This is a genomic window from Bacteroidales bacterium (genome assembly GCA_012517825.1).
Taxonomy (GTDB): domain Bacteria; phylum Bacteroidota; class Bacteroidia; order Bacteroidales; family JAAYUG01; genus JAAYUG01.
Genome location: JAAYUG010000082.1, coordinates 16,042 through 34,197, shown reverse-complemented (window position 1 = coordinate 34,197; position 18,156 = coordinate 16,042). Strand labels below are relative to the sequence as shown.

Sequence of the window (18,156 nt, the reverse complement as noted above, 5' to 3'; positions counted from 1 at the left end):
GTAGCCAGTGAGGTACCCGGCGGTTGTATTTTTGTCGGGGATTGTCTGAATGATAAAATTTTCCAGGCTGTCAAGCTTCCTGGCTAATCGTGTTGCCAGGGATTCTGTTTCGATAATATCAGGAAGGACCTTTACAAATTCTGAGCGAAAGTTGGTGTAATGATCCTTAAATGCATTGAATTGCTTATAAAGAGCGGGAAATCGGACAATCCCTTCCTGTATTTCAGGCTGAGCCAGGATTTTATCAACCGAACCGAGAAGATCGGGCAATTCATCATAGTTTGGATCATGCAGGGTTATAATTTTCGTTGCATGGGGGGCTGAAGGTTTTTCTTCCTTTTTTAATGCCAGATAAATTCCGGCCAGGTCTTTTTTCATTTTCTGCAACGAACGGTCAATTTTCTGCAGTTCTTCAAGCCGGTTGAGCGAATTCAGAAAAAGGGCGGTAAGAAGGACAAAGGCTACAGCAAATATGGCATAAATAGCAAGGGTAAGGTTCCTGAAAGAAAGCGATTTTACCTTCCTGACCATTGTGTGTCTCATCGGATGGAAAGAGATAAGTGTTTAGCCAGTAACAGGATTATGGTAGCGGGTTTTTAATAAAATACACCATATCTTTCTTTTCGAAATGTGAAGAGAAGGGGCCGAGAATGCTTTCATGAAGGCCAAGCACCAGGCAGCCGGCTTCCTGCAGGGAATCATGAAACGTTTTGAATACTTTGTTCTGCAGGTTGAAATTAAAGTAGATTATTACATTCCGGCAGAAAATGAGATCGAATTTACGGAGCCAGATGTTTCCCTGCTGAACCAGGTTGTGTTTACGGAATACGGGTTTGGAAGTAAGAAAAGGTTTCATACGGATGAGGTCGCGGTTCTTATCAATTTCGAAGTATTTTTCATAGGGAACATCGTAATGGATAGCCGTATTGTAAGGGTTTTCCCTGATTACCTTATCAAAATTATCCAGGTAATTGATGTTAAAGCGGTACCTGTAAACCCCTTTCGAAGCAGCTGTCAGTACTTCCGAATTAATATCGGTAGCATAGACATTTGTCTTTTCAAACAATCCCAGTTCATTAAGAAGGATGAGCAGGGAGTAAACTTCCTGACCGGTGGAACATCCGATATCCCATATGTTGATGACGGGAAGATGGGCATAAAGAGGAAGCACCTTGTACCGAAGCATGTGCCAGACCTGGGGATCGCGGAAGAGTTCCGTTGTATTGACGGTTATTTCGCGTACAATTTTTTCGGCAAAATCTTTTTCCTGTTCAATGGTCTGAAGCAATTGCGGAAGCGACATTTTATGATCTACCAGTATTTTGGCAATTCTTCTCCGAAGCGATTTGTCGGAATATTCTGAAAAGTCATAATCTGAAGCCTGGCGCAATGTATTGATGAACATGCCAAGTTCCTGGTCCGATACTTCCATTGTAAGTGAAGATAACACGGGCAGATAATTATCCGGTTAAATATAGACATTTTGTTTTAAATTGATGCATGTTCGGTATGGTATGTTGCATGTTTCGTATTCCGGAACAGATGTTTATTGTTTTGCATCGGTTTTGTTGCATAGTATATGACAAAAGGCCGGCTTTTTATATCTTTACATATAATAAACCTAAACCAATTCGATATGGAATTCAGGGAAGTAGTTGAAAAGCGGAGCAGTGTTCGGAGTTTCAGGAATGAGCCCGTTCCGCCTGATCATTTGCGGGAAATGATCCGGATTGCCGCCATGGCGCCAAGCGTCAACAATTTCCAGCCCTGGAAGTTTATGGTAATTACTTCGCGGGAATTATTGGGGAAAATGGCCAATATTGTTTCGGAAAAAATACAATCGCTTCCTGTGAATGAATCGCTCGCGGCAGAAAATATCAAATCGCAGGTGGAGTTTTTTGCCACTTTTTTCAGGGATGCTCCTGCCCTGGTTGTTTTGCTGATGGAGGAATATGAAACGGTTCTTGAAAAAGGTGTTCAGCTGACCCACGAGGAAATCAACAGGGAGAGGAATTTCCCTGATTTGCAAAGTGCCGGTGCGTGCATCGAAAATTTACTGCTTGCGGCCGTAGATATGGGGTACGGGGCCTGCTGGTTGAGTGCTCCTCTTATGGCGGGCGATGAGCTTGCCCAATTGCTGGAAGTTGAAAAACCTTACCGCATCGTTGCATTTGCAGCCGTCGGGAAACCGGCTCATAACCCTCTTCCGAAGAGCAGGAAAGAGTTGGATGAATTGATCATCTGGAAAGACTAACCCGCTATACAAATACCGAAACGACGGTGAATTTTTCATGCCCTCTCCGGCCTGTTATAAACTGATTGCCATATCGGAGCCATGCATGGGCTTTCAGTTTGCTGCTGTTTTTTTCATGAAATACTCCAAGATACAGGGCTGAAGGAATTCCTCTCCGGGCCATCATTCTTTTTGCAGTGATTGCTTCTGTGAGGCATTTCACCGGGATTACGGAATATTTTTTGGCTCTTCTCAACGCCAGGCATATTCTGTCAACTTTATCAGAGGAAGGCATACGGGTGGGAGAATAGTCTTTCTGCGGTATTCCCAGGTATTTGCTGTAACAACGAAGCGGTGCAAGAGCGGTTACAAGCCGCCAGAGCAACAGGAGAAAAAAAGCTTCTGCGAAAAGAATCCAGTCATTTAGCGGAACCCGCAGGATACGGACCAAAAACGGACGAGGATTCTTTCCCGGCATGTCAGGCAGGGATAATAAGTTGTTTTTCGGCCAGCATGTTCAGAAATTCCATCACATCCGAGAGACAGGTTTCCCGAGTAACTTCATACTCTTCGATGAGTTTATCCGTGAGTGTTTCCGCAGATTCCGGGTTTTCAAGCAATTGCCAGATACGGGAACCTACTTCATCCAGGCCGTAATACTCTCCGTTCTGTATGCTCATCATTACCGTTTCGCCGTCCATGTCGCTGAAAAGCAGGTCGGGATTGCGGCGGAAGAAGGTGTTTTCCTGAATGGTCATTCTGCAGGTATTGGTTTTTCAGTTATTGATTTCTGCCACAAAGATACACAGGAAAAATTTCACTCTGGTTCACAAACGGGAAAGGAATTCAGTGACAGTAGCGGCAGTTTTTTCAACTGAAATTCCGGTATTCCGGATGATCCGGTAAACGGTTACCTGTTTAGCCACGCTGGTAACAAGGCCGAAATGCCTGGTTGTAAGATTCATATAATGCAAAAGAGGGAACCGGTAGGTGTTGTCTTTCAGGGCATGAAATTTCTCAACCCCCGACAACTGCTCCATACGGATATCTTTTTCCGTTGGTTCAGACTGAAGAATAAAAATCATACGAACGGGAAGAGGTTCTGCGGAAATTTTCTCTGCAAAGGATATGCCGTATTTGGCTGTGACGGAGGAAAGTCTGACAGCGGACTCGGGGGAAAAATCAAGTTCCGGCAGTACATCTTCCATAAGTTTCAGCTGGGGAATAGAAGGAAGCAAAAGGGGCATGTTGTTTTCCATGCGGAGGGGGCAAAGGTCGTCAGCCAGGAAAGGGAAGCCGCGGCGGATGAGAGCTCCTGCAATGGTTGATTTTCCGCTGCCCGAAGCCCCTGCAAAGATGATGGCCTGATGGTTCCATAGGACAGAACTGCCGTGCAAAACAAGAAATCCTTGCTGATGAAGGGCAATTCCGATGACAGGTCCGAGCAGAAATACTCTGACCAGATCCATTTCGGCAGTATGGGAAGGGTCTATAATGATTTCCTGCCCGTTTCTGACCAGGTATCCGGCTACCTGTTCAATGCGGATCAGTACCTGTGAGGGGCTGATCTGGAAACTTTTTCCCCGGTATAAGGCCTCCGGCAGTTCGCCGGGGATAGGTCTGAAGGTGATGGTAAGGTCGGGTTTTTCTTCCCTGCCCGGTTCTCCGAGTTCAGGTAATTCGATGTCTGAACGGATACGAAGTCCGAAAGTGGTATAATGGTACATTACTTGATCGCATTACCGGGTATAACAGACCGATAGCCCTGTTTTGCTAATGTATCCAGAAATACCGGCAGAAAAGTCAGGAGATTTCGGGAAGCCCTGAGGGTGTCGTGAAAGACGAACACAGCGCCATTTTCAAGGTTTTGCAGGCAGTGGTTCAGGCATTTTTCAGGAGTAAATCCGGGATGAAAATCGTACGACATTACATTCCAGAATATGATGAGAAAATTCTCTGAAAGGAGCTTGTACTGCAAAGGTCTGATGCGTCCATACGGCGGACGGAACAGGGAAGTCTGGAGGATTGCATGCGCTTTTTCCACATCTGCGGTGTATGTTTTCAACCCGGTAAGAAATCCGTTGGGATGGCTGTAGGAATGATTTCCGATGGTATGTCCCTGATCTCTGATCTGCCGGACGATGGAAGGCAATTTTTCGGCCTTGCTTCCCAAACAGAAGAAAGTTGCCTGGAGGGCATATTGTGCAAGGATGTCCAGCACTTTTGGGGTTACTTCCGGTTCGGGGCCATCGTCAAATGTAAGGGCAATTTCTTTCCGGGCAGGATTCAGCTTCCAGACAGCCCCGGGATAAACCCGCATACCAGCTTTCAGAATCCATCTATCGGTCATTCCTTATTCACTGGGAATTCCATAGAGAATGGAAACATTCTTTAATTCTTCCTGAATTTTTTTGTTCAGTTCCTTCTGGTCATATTTTCTTGTTAAGGCATCGAGTTCACTCATCAGGTAGAAATCGAGTCTTCGTTCATAGTCTGCTTCATTGGGGAATTTCTGGTTAAGGCGGTAGTAGTAATGGAGTTCTTCCGAGAGAGTTTTCAGAAGGTCAGTGACAACCGCTCCGGCCTTTTCGGGCTGGTTGGTCCGGTAAAACATTTCAATGAGAGGCAGGCTGAAGAAGTTGTGGGGTACCCTGGAAGAAGGGAGCAATTCCATGCAGCGATCGAGTACCTTGCGGGCTGAATCGTTTTTTCCTGACGCCAGGAGCGCCTCAGCGAGCCGGGCAAAATTGTTCCGCATATTGAGCAGCATTCTCTGGTTGTTTTCATCAAGGTATACATGGGGGTTATCGATACCGCCCCAGCGGAATTTATTCATCATGTTGTCGTACATAATGTCGGCGGCAACGGTTCCGGGACGGGCAATATCCGTAGAACCTTTAACGGGAACAATCCGGTAGGCGAGTCCTTCGAGCCTGAGGTAAGGATCCAGCCCAAGCCAGTTGTCGCGCGAAACAGTAACGGCAAAATACAGAGGTCTTGTCCAGTTGCTGGTGGCCAGCATATCCAGCACCAGCATGTCGCTCTTTGTGATATAGTTTTTGTCAATTTTGATGTCGATTGAGGACACCATAGAGGGCAGTTCGCGGCTTGTAAGAATTCCTGCGCTTCTGATGGCAGAAGTGTCAACGGGCAATGTAAAATTTTTGGCCGGCAGGTAGTCGAATGATCCCTGGTACCCGGGTATGCTTTTGGTACGTGGGTCATCACTGCCCAGCCAGTTGTAGAGGGCTTCGTTCAGGGGAATTTTATCCTGGGTGCGTTCAACAATATAGACAACATCTCTTCGTCCCTGCCGGTACTGATCGCTGGTAAAACGAATCGGCAGGGGATCTGAAGAATAGACTTTCCGTTTCATCTGGTCAATGTACCAGTCGGCACCCAGATAGCTCAGATTTACCACGCGGACGTCTGTCCTGACTCCTTCCACTTCCTGAACGTACCAGAGGGGGAATGTGTCGTTGTCACCGTTGGTAAAAACGACCGCATTGGAATCGCACGACTCAAGGTAATTGATGGCGAAATCGCGGGCAGTATAGCGGCCTGAACGATCATGGTCGTCCCAGTTTTCGGCGGCCATTATCATCGGTACCGCAAAGAGGCAAAGGGCAAGGCTGATAGAAGCACCTGCCACTGAAGGGAGGTATTTCCGCAGCAGTTCATAGAGAGCGAGAACTCCCAAGCCTATCCAGATGGCGAACGCATAAAATGAACCAGCGTAGGAATAATCCCTTTCTCTTGGCTCAAGGGGTTTCTGGTTCAGATAGAGGACAATGGCTATTCCGGTCATGAAGAAGAGCCAGAATACAACCACCGTATCTTTCGGATTCCGGCGGTAATGGTAAACCAATCCAACCAAACCGAGCAGGAGAGGGAGAAGATAGTACGTGTTTCTTCCCCTGTTCGTTGCAAGCGTTGAAGGAAGATTATCCTGCGGTCCCAGCCGGGCTTCATCCAGGAATTTGATGCCCGATATCCAGTTTCCGTAGAGCTTATTTCCTTCGCCGATTATGGAGCCGTCATTTCCCTGGATGTCATTCTGGCGGCCGGCAAAATTCCACATGAAATAACGGAAGTACATCCAGCCAAGCTGGTATCTCCAGAAAAATTTCAGGTTTTCGCCAAAGGTGGGGACATACTCGGTTTTGGTTTTTCCGTCGTTGCCGGTAATCCTCACCGGTTTGCCTTTTATACCTGCCCAGTGTTTGTAGGCTTCAATATGTCGAGGATCATCGCTGTACATGCGCGGGAATATGGTTGTAAAGCGTTCATCGTAGACGTATTCTGGTTTATAGCTTGTTTTTACATATTTACGCCCGATGGGTGTGTAAATGGCTTTGCCCTGTTTTGATTCAATCAGGGGTGCGTTATAGTACTGTCCTTTAAAAAGAGGTCTGTCGCCGTACTGATCACGGTTAAGATAAGAAAGGAGGGAGAAAACATTGGAAGGGTTGTTTTCATTCAGAGGGGGATTTGCCGAAGAGCGGATGACAATCATTCCATAGGAAAAGTACCCGAGTAGAATAACCGCCACGCCGGTAAGGATGGTATTTAACCCCACCATTTTTTTCCGGTAGGTCAGCCATATCAGCCAGATAGTCAATGCACTGAGTAAAATAACATAGAATATAAGGCCCGAGTTGAACGGGAGCCCGAAGCCATTGACAAAAATCAGTTCGAAGATGGACGCGAGCCAGGGGATTCCAGGGATAATAACATACAAAATGGCTCCAAGAATGAGGATGCTGACGCCGAGTGCCTTAACAATGCCCCAGCGCGAAACGGTGTATTTTTTGAAGTAATAGATAAAAACCAGCGCCGGAATGGCGAGGAGGTTGAGGAGGTGAACTCCAATGGACAATCCCATCAGAAAAGCAATCAGAATGAGCCACCGGTGCGAATGGGGTTTGTCGGCTGCCTCTTCCCATTTCAACATAAGCCAGAAAACCAGGGCGGTGAACAGCGAGGAAGTAGCATATACTTCGGCTTCCACTGCGGAAAACCAGAACGAATCGGAGAATGTATAGGCCAGGGCACCGACCATGCCGGCAGCCATAATGGCAATAATGTTTCCGGCGGAAAGATCAGATTCTTCCTTTATCAGAATTTTCCTTGCCAGATGTGTAATGCTCCAGAAAAGGAACAGAATGGTAAAGGCACTGGCCAGAGCCGACATGGCATTCATACACACAGCAACCTTGCTCAGATCATTTCCGGCCAAAAGGGTGAAAAATCTTCCCATGATCATAAAGAACGGGGCTCCCGGAGGATGTCCGATCTGCTGTTTCATAGCTGTGGCGATAAATTCCCCCGGATCCCAGAAACTGGCTGTGGGTTCCATGGTAAGCAGGTACACAACTGCGGCAACGGCAAATATCACCCAGCCGGTGATATTATTAATCAGTGCATATTTTTTCATCATATAGCGGAGACAATAAACGTGTCGTTATCAGTTTGAATGAAATCAGCCGGCAAATTAAGCAGAAAAATCTGAAAAAAGAGTATTTTTAACATTCTTTGAGAATGGCTTTTGCTGTATGTACAGAACGTATATTATCCTTTTTCTGTTAATCAGTTTTTCTGGTTACTCCCAGGTATCTGACCCGTTTTTCCGGCAGGGGGATTTTGCTCCTCCGTCTGACAGCGGGGCTCTTACCCTCCGTTTGAATTCCACCGCTTTTTTCAGGAACAATGAGTACTTCAACCCGCTTTACAAAGGATATACCCTGATCGGAATCCACCTTACCCCGGTTCTTGAATGGAAAGCAGACCAGCACGTTTCATTTTTCGGCGGTTTTCATGTTTTGAAATACAGCGGGCAAGAACAAGTCAAGAAGATTTTTCCCGTCATTTCCTTACAGACCAATTTAAATGACAGGATCAGTCTGATGGCCGGAACCATCCGGGGAGCCGGAGAACACCGGCTGCCGGAAGCACTTTACGGAACGGAACGGAACCTGAATGAGGTACTTGAGGATGGAATACAGATTCGTTATGTTTCGCCTGCCTGCTTTTCCGATGTATGGCTTCAGTGGGACCGTTTTCTGGAACGATATGAAGATAATCAGGAGCGATTGACTTTTGGTTATTCAGGTTGGTTGACCGGTCATATTGGGCAGGGCAGGCAGGAAATCAGGTTTCCTCTTTACATTCTGGCAACCCACAGAGGAGGCCAGATTGATGTCAGTCATCTGCCTATACAAACCCTGTTTCATTACGGAGGAGGGGGTTATGTTTCCTTCAGCACCGATCATTCTCTCATACAGAAGTTTACTGCAGGTTTTACAGCTATCGGATTTTCCGATGTTTCGCCAACCTCGCAGTTACCCATGAAAAAAGGGTATGCGGTGTTCCCTTCTGTTTCTTTATCCGGTTCAGGAATTGAATGGGAAAATGGTTTCTGGCTGGCTGAAGACTTTTATGCGCCCAAAGGTGACCCGATCTTCTGGTCATGGGCATTTGATAAAGACCAATATCAGCAAAGCAGAAGAATGCTGGTAAGCCGTTTGTTCATCGGGAAGCAAATATCTCCCTATCTGATCATTGGTCTTCGGGGGGATTTCTTTTATGATATTTACTTTAAAGATCCGGATTATTCCTATGGGCTTTTTCTGAGGTTTTCGGCAAGTCAGAAGGTCTGGAATACCGGAAGATAAAGGATGGAAGAAAATAGTGGGTTTCCGTCAGTTTCTGAACCGGTACGAAAACTTGATCAGCCAGACGTTATGGGCCATAACAGAGAAGAGGTTTCCGGCATTTCCCCGGAAATCCCATTTTCCTGATCCTGTATTGTATTCCCGGTAATGAGACCAGACGAGGTATAAGGTTGATCCGGGGGTATATTCCCAGCGGAACACGAGGTTGGATTTGAATTCGTTCAGGTTGAAGTCGGGGTTATAAAACTGAAAGTCGGTATTTCCGTCACGATTCTCATCAACCAAATAATACCCGCCGGAAAAGGATATTTCAGAATGTTCATCATACAGCCGGAAGCGGTTATTGTAATCCTTTGCCAGGGGGTTGGTAATTTGTTTGAAACGGGAATAGTTGACTGCCGCCAGGAAGGGCTGTCCCCAGAACTGGAGGCTGAGGTTGGGGGTAAAGCTCAGGTTGAGGCGGACGGACATTCTCAGGATCTGCTGACTAACGGAAGAAAAAACATACCTGTCACCTGCCGCAAGGATTTTGTGTGCAACGTACTGAAGTTCCCGCTGGTTGGATGTATAAGCCGGTATGGCAGAAACCATGATGACGTCAGAGGGCCGGAAGGTGAAGGCCATGCTCATATCGTACTGTCGCAGCCAGTGGTTCCCTCCGAAGCGGTTGACATCCTGAAAGGTAACATAGAATTTTTTTCTCTGATCGGTAGCAATCTGCAGCCAGGAGTTAACAGACGGCGGTACGAGGAATGCCGGACCTCCGCGCAGGAAATAATTAGCCCTTGTTGGAGATTGTAATGTAATTCCGGCATACAGATTCCAGTAATTTTTCAGTTGGGTTGAAAGATTGAAATTGATTCCGTTAACCACATTGTTGCCACCGAAATCAAACTCGGAATACTGACTGGCATTCAGGCTGAGTTTTCTGAAGAATGAGAAAGGTTCCCAGATACGGTAGCTGACCCATATTGTTTCATCAATGAGGTCGGTTAATTGCACATATCCTGCATCATTTACGTCGAAGCCAGGCGACTTCCAGGTGAGTGTCCCCGACCATCTCCAGTGGCCTCCTCCTTCCTTTCCTATTTCAAAGCGCCCGGCTATTCCGGCAAGGCTGGTACGGGCTGAATCAAACCGGACATAATCCATATCAGGTCTCTGAAAGTAGTGGGTTGAGGAAATCTGAACACCCAGCATGGCATCAGCAGAACCTTTGATATGACTAAAGAGTATGCGGCCTTTAACATAGTATTCCTTGTTTTTCCAGTAACGTGTAACGTCTGCGCCTCCGGAATATGCTGCAGAAGGAAGAAAAGAAAGTGCCGGATGATCGGTATTTCTGTTGACGGCTGTGAACATCCCTCCCCATATAAGGTTCCCCCTGTCGGAATCTTTCTGCAATCTTGCCACAAAATAGTTTGTCAGGGGTTCAACAGGTTCTTTTCTTCGTATTCCGGATGAATCGACTTCGGCATACTCTTCTGAGGTAACACTTTCCAGTATTCCCAGCGACAGGCCGTTGGCGGTTTTGCCGGTAATTTTTGCTGCTCCGAGAATTTTTGTATAATCGGGTACAGAGGCATACATATCAGAAGAAAGGTCCAGTTTACGCTGGGGAGGGCGTCCAATGCGTCTGCTGTAAAAGAGATTTTCCTCTGAAGAACTTCCTTCGTCGGCGATAACGGGGAAATCAAAAATATTTTTTCCTTCGATAAAAAAGGGTCTTTTTTCGACAAAATAGGTTTCGTAGGCAGTGAGGTTAACTTCGGAGGGATCGGCCTCCACCTGACCGAAATCGGGGTTGATAGTCAGGTCCATAATCATGTTGTTTGTCAGGCCGATTTTACCGTCGACCCCAAATTTGCCTCTGTAGTCTTTGCCTTTGGAAAAGGGATTATCTTTTTCAGCGGGGTAGGTTTCGGCTGAGGCTACTACGTAAGGCGCAATTTCAATCTGGCGGCGCGGTTTAATATGGTTTATCCCTTCCAGTCGGCCGAAGCGTCTTACCCATCCTGAGGCATCACGCGGCACGGGTTGCCAGAGGGAAAGTTCCTGTTTGCGGTACAAATACCTGACCACCTGAAGTCCCCAGATTTGCTCGCTCTGGGACCCGAAACGAAGCTGACTGAGGGGGATTCTTATTTCTGCCATCCAGCCATCGGCATCAATGGTTGTTTTGACGTACCAGATGGGGTCCCAGGTGTAATCTTCCTTTTGTCCGTCTTCACTGATGATATAATCCGTCTTTACGCCGGCAGCACTGACCATGAAAACAAATGCTGTCCGATGATCAAAATAACTGTCAATCTGAAGGGCAGCAAGGTCTCCGTCCATGTCGTCCTTGCGGGTAAGGCGGGTTTGAATACTGTCGGGATGGTCAAAGCAGCGGACCAGAGCGTAGAAGTTGTTGTCGTCATAGGCAATTTTAAAGGCAGTTTGTCGGGTAGGCTGACGGCCCTCGTATGGTTCGTACTGGGTGAATCCGTCAGCCCACTGAGCCTGGGCCCAGGCAGGGTCGTTATCTTTCCCATCCAGTATGACCGGGTTCACGGAACGGGAGGCCGGGTAAGAATGAACAGAGGATTCCTGGGCATAACTGATATTAAACAGGATCAGTGCAAGAAAAAATAAGGCTGATCTTCTGAAAAAGGACGGCCCAAATTTCCCTGCAGCAGGAGAGGTACTCTCTGTCATTGAGAAACTTACAAAAATTTTTTCCAACGTAACTGGTTCAATAAATAACGGTTACTTCCTGAAAGTTGAAAGTACAAATTATTTAAAAAAAAGCTAATGCTTCTGTAACATAAAATTTGCAAAACATTTTCAGTAGCATTTTTTGGTTTGTCCACATTGCGCTCATAAAACCGCGCAATGTGCCGCAATAGCCGCTTCCACTTCGTTCCAGCGGGATTTGCCCGGATGCCTGCGCACAAGGCTAATCCACTGCGCATCAGTTCGCTTGCTCTCCTGATGCGCAATCAGGGCTTAATCCACATTGCGCTCTAAAAACCGCGCAATGTGCCGCAAGGGCCGCTTCCACTTCGTTCCAGCGGGATTTGCCCGGATGCCTGCGCACAAGGCTAACCCACTGCGCATCAGTTCGCTTGCTCTCCTGATGCGCAATCCGGGCTTAATCGGCCGCTTCCACTTCGTTCCAGCGGGATTTGCCCGGATGCCTGCGCGCAAGGACAGCCCACTGCGCATCAGTTCGCTTGCTCTCCTGATGCGCAATCCGGGCTTAATCCACATTGCGCACTAAAAACCGCGCCATGTGCCGCAAGGGCCGCTTCCACTTCGTTCCAGCGGGATTTGCCCGGATGCCTGCGCGCAAGGACAGCCCACTGCGCATCAGTTCGTTTTCGCTCCTGATGTGCAATCCGGGCTTAACATATTCTCATCGTAAGATTAATGCAAAAAGGGTTATACTATTATTTTGTTCAGCTGAGATGTGGAGGCAGAAAAAATATTACTTACACGGAAGGACTTAAAAAGAGCCGGCTTATTCCAGAATCACCTGACGGTTTTTCGGGTATTTCACTTCGTATACCAGCCGCAAGGTTTTTGATTCCGAGGGAGCCAGCTTCAGGTTCCATGTAATTTTTCCGGTTTGCTTTTCCAGGTTTCCTCCTGAAATTTCAACAGGGTCGACTGAAATATCCTTGTTTACGGGCACAGGAATCTGGTCCTGGAGCATGAGGCTCACGGGTACTTTTTTGTTGTTGCGCACGGTAATCTCAAATCCCCGGGTGTCCTTCCGGGAACTACCCAACGACTGGCGGCTGGTAAATTCTTTGATGCGTTCGCGGCGCAGGTTGATTCCCTTATCGCGGCCCAGGGAAACATCGAGCGTATCGCCTATAGCTCCGGGATTGAGGTAGGATTGTCCGGTATAGGTTCCTTCAAAAAATACATTGGCATTTCCGGGAAGCAGATTCAGTTTCTCCCACCCGGTAATTCTGGCAACCAGAAATGCATCGGGATCGAGTTTGGGCGCAGCATAATGGATGAACATGGCGTCCGGTTTTTCCTTTCTGATCTCAACCAGCTGGGGTTTTCCGTCGGAAGGCACCGTGGCGGGGAGATTGATGGAGTAAAGAGCCATGGTCTGGTTTTCGGAAAATTCAGTGTACGATGAACCTGTTACAGCAGGCTCTGTTCCAGTCAATTTGTGCATTGTTCCATATCCTCTGGCTACTACCTCGTCGTTTTCTATAACCATTTCAGAAGTTTCAGGAACTGCTTCAGCTTTAGCCGATTTAAGAATCCTGGCCGGCTGGGGATAATAAAAATCAAGAAACCAGATATTCAGTTCCGGTTTGGCACCGCCAAGCGAGGGATTTCCGGTTGAGAGGGTAAGATGTACATTGTTCCAGTCTTCGCCGGTGTTCTGTACTATGGATCCTTTGTACACCAGTTCAACCGGTTTTGAAGGGTCTTCGGCTCTCAGATCGTATTCAGGAGTCCATGATGCATTATTTACAAGGTAACTCAGACGGAGGGAAGCCTTTGTTTTTGACGGGCACATGATTTTAACCCGTACCTCGCCTGTGGGTTGATTCAGGTTGCTGAGGTTATTCAGCTGGTTTGAAATACGGGTAATCTGTTCGTTGAGATCGCTGATCTCCTTCGAAAGACTGATGCGAAGGCGGCCGGTTTCGGCAAACCGGGCCCGGATAAATTCGTCAGCGGCTTTCAGGTCGGCTATGTTAACGCCGGTATTGGTTCCACCGATGGAGCGATTGGATTTCAGAAAAGCTTCTTCCTCATCACAGACAGTCAGGGCTGATTTTTTCAGGTTCACCATATTCTGGAGAAGCTGAAGAGAATCCTTCAGGACTTTTATCTGTTGGTTTTCTTCCGGGCTTTTCAGATAGTTGATCTGGTAATTTACCGAGAGGATGGTAATGTTCCCTGTTCCCTGAACCTGAACGCTTTGTGCATTGATTTCAGCGGGAAGGCCGCTGAACAAAAGTTCCCGGGTTCCAGGCTCCAGCGAAACGCTTCCTTCCCTGGAAACCAGAGCTCCGTTAAGGAAGACAGTAACGTCAGTAAGGTTTGATGCCACAGGAACCGGTTGTTGTGCCATTGCCCGAAAATGGAAGACGATTGCAATCATCAGGATTCCTGCCGGTAGAAGTGTTTGTTTTTTCATGGATCGGATTGATTTTATAAGACGGACAAATTTATTCTGTCGGATAAGCAATCAGGCCTGTTGGTCAAAGGTAGTATTTCTTTCATAAAAATCAGGAACGAAAGCGAGGTGCAGGTTCAGATTATCCTTTACCTTTGATAAAAAACGCAGCCGTATGAAAACTTATTTTTTGCTTCTGACAATTTTTACGGGGGTATTTGCTCCGGCCAGGCTGAAAGCACAGGCCTGTGATTTGTATTATCCTGCAAAAGCAGGTACCGTTCTGGAAATGAAACATTATGATGCCAAAGGAAAGGAAACCGGAACTTCCAGGACAGTAATAGTGAGCAGCCGGGAAATTCCCGGGGGAATAGAGGTTACTGCCCGGAATGAATTTCCTCCCAGAAAAAAAGGTGAGCAGGCTTACTCAAATGAATACACCATTCATTGCGTCAATGGTCAGGCAACCATTGATATGAAAAATTATATGAACGGAGAGTCCATGGCCGGTTTTGAGAACATGAAGGTGGAAGTGAGTGGCGACCAGCTTGATCTTCCTTCCAATCCGAAGCCGGGAGATATGCTGAAGGGAGGGGTTTTGTCAGTGAAAATTGTCAATGAATCTGGCATGCAGATCATGCAGATGACAACGAAGATCAGTAACCGCAAGGTGGAAGCAATTGAACCGGTTTCCACTCCGGCCGGGACATTCGAATGCATTAAAATTTCGTATGACAGTGAGGCAAAAATGCTCTTTACGGTACGTGCGCACGGGGTGGAATATTACAGTAAAAATGCAGGACTGGTAAAATCCGAGACCTTCGATTCAAAAGGCAGGCTTACAGGATATACTGTGCTGACCAAGATCGAGTAAAATTTCTGGGCAATCCCTGTAAGATAGATTGCAGGCAGGGTTATAAGGGTTTCAGAAAGAAATGGGTTTGTTTTTCGGTTTGTTCAATGCCAAGGATTTCTGAAATGATGAGGTTTGCAAGGATATTTTCCGCTTCAAATCTTCTCAAACGGGCAATGCGGGTAAATTTTGACAGGGTAATGTAATCGTTTTCCCTCAGGTACGACAAGAGCATTTTTTCTTCAGCGGAATAGCGAATGATGATTCCTTTCGGGCTGGATTTTCTTTTCCAGACCTTTACCCAGACGGGATGCGCCAGGATATTCTGGTCCTTAATGCGCAGGTAAGCGCGCCATTTCCCTTCGTCAGTGAGGGCATAGTAGGGTTTATCAGAACCGGGAGGAATGCGGATTTCGAGAACCGTTTTTCCTTCCACAGTCCATTTTTCGGTAATAAAAGGAACTTCCGGCCGGCAGTACATCCGGGCGGCTGCTTCGGCCATGTAATATTCTTCATCTGTTCTTACACCGGCAATCCGACCGTTGTCCTTTACTCCAATCAGGAGAATCCCTCCGTCGGTATTGGCGAATGCACAGAGCGTGCGGGCAATCTTGCGGGAATCACTGATCTCGAACTTGAAATCAAGTTGCTGACTTTCCCCTTGCTCTATAAGTCTTTGTATATAAGTAGCCACAGAATAAAAATCAGTCCGAAAATAATAAAAGGGAAACAAATGAGCGAAAGAAAATAAAAAAGGTATCAGCCATGACTGATACCCTGATGTGGAGAATATGGGAGTCGAACCCATGACCTTTTGCATGCCATGCAAACGCTCTAGCCAGCTGAGCTAATTCCCCGTGAAAGAACCCTGGTAGCATCTTGTTGAATGTCAGTTATTTTTCAATAAAGTCCCATCAACAGATGCGCTGCAAATTTAAAACATTTTTTCTTACCTGCAAAAGGCTTTTTTGGCAATAAGACCACCTGTATTTACGTTTAAATTAATAAAAGGTGGAATAGTCGGGAAGGGATAACCTAAAAAATGAAAGACTATGGAACCGATAAATCATTTCGTGCCGACCTGGAAAGGAGCCGGCCGATCTTCTTCCAGGTTGGCTGTATTATTTAACATTTCTTCTTAAAAATTGACAGAAGGTGAATCAAAAACGGCAAAAATATATTAACTTTACAGCCTCAATTTCTAAATGCCATGGAAGTTAAGAAATCGGATAAAGCAAACCTTGAGAAGCAGAGAGGTATTTTCCTTCAGCTGGGGTTAGTAATAACACTCGGACTGATGCTGGTTGCCTTCGAATGGACCACCAAGCCTTCGAATGTCAAGTCAGTATATCAGGTTGAACAGCAGGCTGTTGAACAGGATATTATTCCGGTTACCCGTCAGGAACAGCAACCGGTTGAACAGCCGCCGCCACCTAAGGTTACTGAGGTGCTGAACATTGTTAATGACGATGTGAATATTGATGATGAACTGAAGATTGAAGATTCGGATGTGAACCAGAATGCTTCCTTTCAGATAAAGGATTATGTCGATCAGCCGGAAGAAGAAGCAGCCGAGGAAGAAGTCTTTTTCATTGTGGAAGAAATGCCCAGTTTCATGGGTAAAGGGCAGGAAGGTTTCAGGGAATGGATCCAGAAAAACCTTCAGTACCCGCCGGTAGCTGCTGAAAACGGAATTCAGGGCCGCGTATTTGTCCAGTTCGCCGTCAACTCAAAGGGAGAAGTAGTTGATGCCAAAGTGGTAAAAGGCGTTGACCCGGCGCTCGATAAGGAAGCCCTCAGGGTGGTTATGTCAAGCCCTAAATGGACCCCGGGAAAACAAAGAGGTAAACCGGTAAAGGTGCAGTTTACCTTCCCCATTGTATTTGTTTTGCAGTAACAGTTTTTTTAAAATACAAAGCAGCAGGCAGGAAATCCATCCTGCCTGTTGTTTTTTATTAGGTATAACATCATATCATATTATTCGTATTTTTATGAAAATTTTAAAAGCATCCCTATGAACAGATTGGCTACCCTGCTCATTATGGTTCTGGTGTTCACCTCGTGTGCAAGCCGGAAGAAACTGCTTACCCAGCAACGATATGATGAAGTGATTGAACGTTGTGTCAAAAGCCTTATTAAGGACCCCGGTGATGAGGAAAGTGCCCGGCAACTTGACCAGGCATACCGGCTGGCGAATGAACGGGATCTTTCGCGCATTAAATATCTGAAGGAAGAAGGCAATCCGAACAATTATGACGAGATGTTTAGCCTGTACTCGGCCTTAAAATACAGGCAGGAAAGGGTCAGGCCTGTGAATCCGCTTCATTTTGACGGGCGCACAGTATCTCTTCCCTATACAGATTATGATGCTGAGATGATCACAGCCAAAAAAAGTGCGGCAGAATATTTTTATAATAACGGGAAACGCCTGATGGCTGAAAACACCAAAGAAGGGTACCGTACGGCCTGGTATCAACTCACTAAGGCAAGGGATTACAGCGGAGGAGCCTACCCTGACCTGGACCAGATGATTGTTGAAGCACGCCGGAAGGGCATTTCCAGGGCACTGATCGAAATTGAAAACCGTACCCAATTTCGTTTGCCCCCCGATTTCATCGGCAATGTTCTGAGTTTCAATACCGATTATCTGCGACAGGAATGGGTGGAATATTATCTTACCGACCGGGATCAGAGCATTGATTTTGATTACCTGATCCAGGTGAATTTGCTGTACATTGATATATCTCCTGACCGGGTAACCGAAAAAGACCAGCATGTGACGAAGGAGGTGGATGACGGATTTCAGTATGTGCTCGATGCAAGGGGCAATGTAATGAAGGATTCGGCCGGGAATGACATCAAGATAAAAAAGACCAAAACCATCAGTTGCAGCCTGATTGAGAGCATTCAGGAAAAAAGTGTCAGCCTGAGGGGAGAAGTGGAATTCATGATGCTCAACCCCGACAAAAGGCTTTTGAAGAAAGAGCCGATAGGGGCGGAATCAAGATTCACCTTCACTTCAGCCAGAGCGATTGGAGATGTTAAGGCCCTTTCGGAAGAACAATTGAAGAAAATACAAACCAAGCCGGTTCCCTTCCCGACCGACTTTGAAATGATCGGTAGGTGTACGGAAAACCTGTCCAATGCAGTGAGGGACGTTGTGTACCGTAACAAGCATCTGATAAAGTAAATTCTTCTGCAGATTGTATCTTTGCCCCGCAGATTTTAACCGGACCATTTTGTCCGGAAGTTTATATGCATT

General features: G+C 46.5%; 16 protein-coding genes and 1 tRNA gene. 6 read left to right on the top strand and 11 right to left on the bottom strand.

Annotated features, from left to right (window positions below):
- Window positions 1-543 (bottom strand): hypothetical protein (locus GX419_05235; protein NLI24089.1); only part of this gene is annotated, 543 nt, incomplete at its 3' end.
- 37 nt (window positions 544-580) lie between these two features.
- Window positions 581-1,450, bottom strand: coding sequence for a protein-glutamate O-methyltransferase CheR (locus tag GX419_05230; GenBank protein NLI24088.1), 870 nt, complete (start codon window positions 1,448-1,450; stop codon window positions 581-583).
- Between the two features lie 186 nt (window positions 1,451-1,636).
- Between GX419_05230 and GX419_05225 the strand changes: the two genes are divergently transcribed.
- On the top strand, window positions 1,637-2,254 hold the full coding sequence (locus tag GX419_05225; protein NLI24087.1) for a nitroreductase family protein: 618 nt from the start codon (window positions 1,637-1,639) through the stop codon (window positions 2,252-2,254).
- 4 nt (window positions 2,255-2,258) lie between these two features.
- On the opposite strand, the gene GX419_05220 is transcribed toward GX419_05225, so the two are convergent.
- The 5 genes from GX419_05220 to GX419_05200 all read right to left on the bottom strand — a co-directional run bounded on the left by GX419_05220 (window position 2,259) and on the right by GX419_05200 (window position 7,670).
- Window positions 2,259-2,684, bottom strand: a complete 426-nt coding sequence (locus GX419_05220) for a lasso peptide biosynthesis B2 protein (protein NLI24086.1) — start codon at window positions 2,682-2,684, stop codon at window positions 2,259-2,261.
- A gap of 28 nt (window positions 2,685-2,712) precedes the next feature.
- Window positions 2,713-2,991, bottom strand: coding sequence for a lasso peptide biosynthesis PqqD family chaperone (locus tag GX419_05215; GenBank protein NLI24085.1), 279 nt, complete (start codon window positions 2,989-2,991; stop codon window positions 2,713-2,715).
- Window positions 2,992-3,060: 69 nt separating this feature from the next.
- Window positions 3,061-3,960: a hypothetical protein gene (locus tag GX419_05210; GenBank protein NLI24084.1), complete on the bottom strand. Its 900-nt coding sequence runs from the start codon at window positions 3,958-3,960 to the stop codon at window positions 3,061-3,063.
- Window positions 3,960-4,583 carry a polysaccharide deacetylase family protein gene (locus tag GX419_05205; GenBank protein NLI24083.1) on the bottom strand — a complete coding sequence of 208 codons (624 nt, stop codon included), beginning with the start codon at window positions 4,581-4,583 and terminating at the stop codon, window positions 3,960-3,962. The genes GX419_05210 and GX419_05205 overlap by 1 nt, the downstream gene beginning before the upstream one ends.
- A gap of 3 nt (window positions 4,584-4,586) precedes the next feature.
- Window positions 4,587-7,670, bottom strand: coding sequence for a DUF2723 domain-containing protein (locus GX419_05200; GenBank protein NLI24082.1), 3,084 nt, complete (start codon window positions 7,668-7,670; stop codon window positions 4,587-4,589).
- Between the two features lie 118 nt (window positions 7,671-7,788).
- Between GX419_05200 and GX419_05195 the strand changes: the two genes are divergently transcribed.
- A complete protein-coding gene (locus tag GX419_05195; GenBank protein ID NLI24081.1) occupies window positions 7,789-8,907 on the top strand; it encodes a hypothetical protein in 1,119 nt (372 codons plus the stop codon).
- 27 nt (window positions 8,908-8,934) lie between these two features.
- Here GX419_05195 and GX419_05190 read toward each other — a convergent pair whose 3' ends face one another.
- Window positions 8,935-11,604, bottom strand: a complete 2,670-nt coding sequence (locus tag GX419_05190; GenBank protein NLI24080.1) for a carbohydrate binding family 9 domain-containing protein — start codon at window positions 11,602-11,604, stop codon at window positions 8,935-8,937.
- 322 nt (window positions 11,605-11,926) lie between these two features.
- On the opposite strand from GX419_05190, the gene GX419_05185 reads away from it, so the two are divergent.
- Window positions 11,927-12,169, top strand: a complete 243-nt coding sequence (locus tag GX419_05185; GenBank protein NLI24079.1) for a hypothetical protein — start codon at window positions 11,927-11,929, stop codon at window positions 12,167-12,169.
- 240 nt (window positions 12,170-12,409) lie between these two features.
- On the opposite strand, the gene GX419_05180 is transcribed toward GX419_05185, so the two are convergent.
- Window positions 12,410-14,062, bottom strand: a complete 1,653-nt coding sequence (locus GX419_05180; GenBank protein ID NLI24078.1) for a DUF4139 domain-containing protein — start codon at window positions 14,060-14,062, stop codon at window positions 12,410-12,412.
- Between the two features lie 154 nt (window positions 14,063-14,216).
- Here GX419_05180 and GX419_05175 point away from each other — a divergent pair, with 154 nt between their 5' ends.
- Window positions 14,217-14,915: a hypothetical protein gene (locus GX419_05175; GenBank protein NLI24077.1), complete on the top strand. Its 699-nt coding sequence runs from the start codon at window positions 14,217-14,219 to the stop codon at window positions 14,913-14,915.
- Between the two features lie 40 nt (window positions 14,916-14,955).
- On the opposite strand, the gene GX419_05170 is transcribed toward GX419_05175, so the two are convergent.
- Together GX419_05170 and GX419_05165 are read right to left on the bottom strand one after the other, a co-directional pair.
- On the bottom strand, window positions 14,956-15,702 hold the full coding sequence (locus GX419_05170; protein NLI24076.1) for an ATP-binding protein: 747 nt from the start codon (window positions 15,700-15,702) through the stop codon (window positions 14,956-14,958).
- A tRNA-Ala gene (locus GX419_05165) sits at window positions 15,678-15,751 on the bottom strand. Before GX419_05165 ends, GX419_05170 begins: the two co-directional genes overlap by 25 nt.
- A gap of 353 nt (window positions 15,752-16,104) precedes the next feature.
- Here GX419_05165 and GX419_05160 point away from each other — a divergent pair.
- Window positions 16,105-16,791, top strand: coding sequence for an energy transducer TonB (locus tag GX419_05160; GenBank protein ID NLI24075.1), 687 nt, complete (start codon window positions 16,105-16,107; stop codon window positions 16,789-16,791).
- 117 nt (window positions 16,792-16,908) lie between these two features.
- Window positions 16,909-18,084 carry a hypothetical protein gene (locus GX419_05155; GenBank protein ID NLI24074.1) on the top strand — a complete coding sequence of 392 codons (1,176 nt, stop codon included), beginning with the start codon at window positions 16,909-16,911 and terminating at the stop codon, window positions 18,082-18,084.
- Window positions 18,085-18,156: the final 72 nt, after the last annotated feature.

Coding starts and splice junctions, on each gene's coding strand:
- GX419_05225 (NLI24087.1), top strand. CDS start 1,637: ATGGAATTCAGGGAAGTAGTTGAAAAGCGGAGCAGTGTTCGGAGTTTC.
- GX419_05215 (NLI24085.1), bottom strand. CDS start 2,991: ATGACCATTCAGGAAAACACCTTCTTCCGCCGCAATCCCGACCTGCTT.
- GX419_05210 (NLI24084.1), bottom strand. CDS start 3,960: ATGTACCATTATACCACTTTCGGACTTCGTATCCGTTCAGACATCGAA.
- GX419_05205 (NLI24083.1), bottom strand. CDS start 4,583: ATGACCGATAGATGGATTCTGAAAGCTGGTATGCGGGTTTATCCCGGG.
- GX419_05200 (NLI24082.1), bottom strand. CDS start 7,670: ATGAAAAAATATGCACTGATTAATAATATCACCGGCTGGGTGATATTT.
- GX419_05195 (NLI24081.1), top strand. CDS start 7,789: ATGTACAGAACGTATATTATCCTTTTTCTGTTAATCAGTTTTTCTGGT.
- GX419_05190 (NLI24080.1), bottom strand. CDS start 11,604: ATGACAGAGAGTACCTCTCCTGCTGCAGGGAAATTTGGGCCGTCCTTT.
- GX419_05185 (NLI24079.1), top strand. CDS start 11,927: ATGTGCCGCAAGGGCCGCTTCCACTTCGTTCCAGCGGGATTTGCCCGG.
- GX419_05180 (NLI24078.1), bottom strand. CDS start 14,062: ATGAAAAAACAAACACTTCTACCGGCAGGAATCCTGATGATTGCAATC.
- GX419_05175 (NLI24077.1), top strand. CDS start 14,217: ATGAAAACTTATTTTTTGCTTCTGACAATTTTTACGGGGGTATTTGCT.
- GX419_05170 (NLI24076.1), bottom strand. CDS start 15,702: ATGGGTTCGACTCCCATATTCTCCACATCAGGGTATCAGTCATGGCTG.
- GX419_05160 (NLI24075.1), top strand. CDS start 16,105: ATGGAAGTTAAGAAATCGGATAAAGCAAACCTTGAGAAGCAGAGAGGT.
- GX419_05155 (NLI24074.1), top strand. CDS start 16,909: ATGAACAGATTGGCTACCCTGCTCATTATGGTTCTGGTGTTCACCTCG.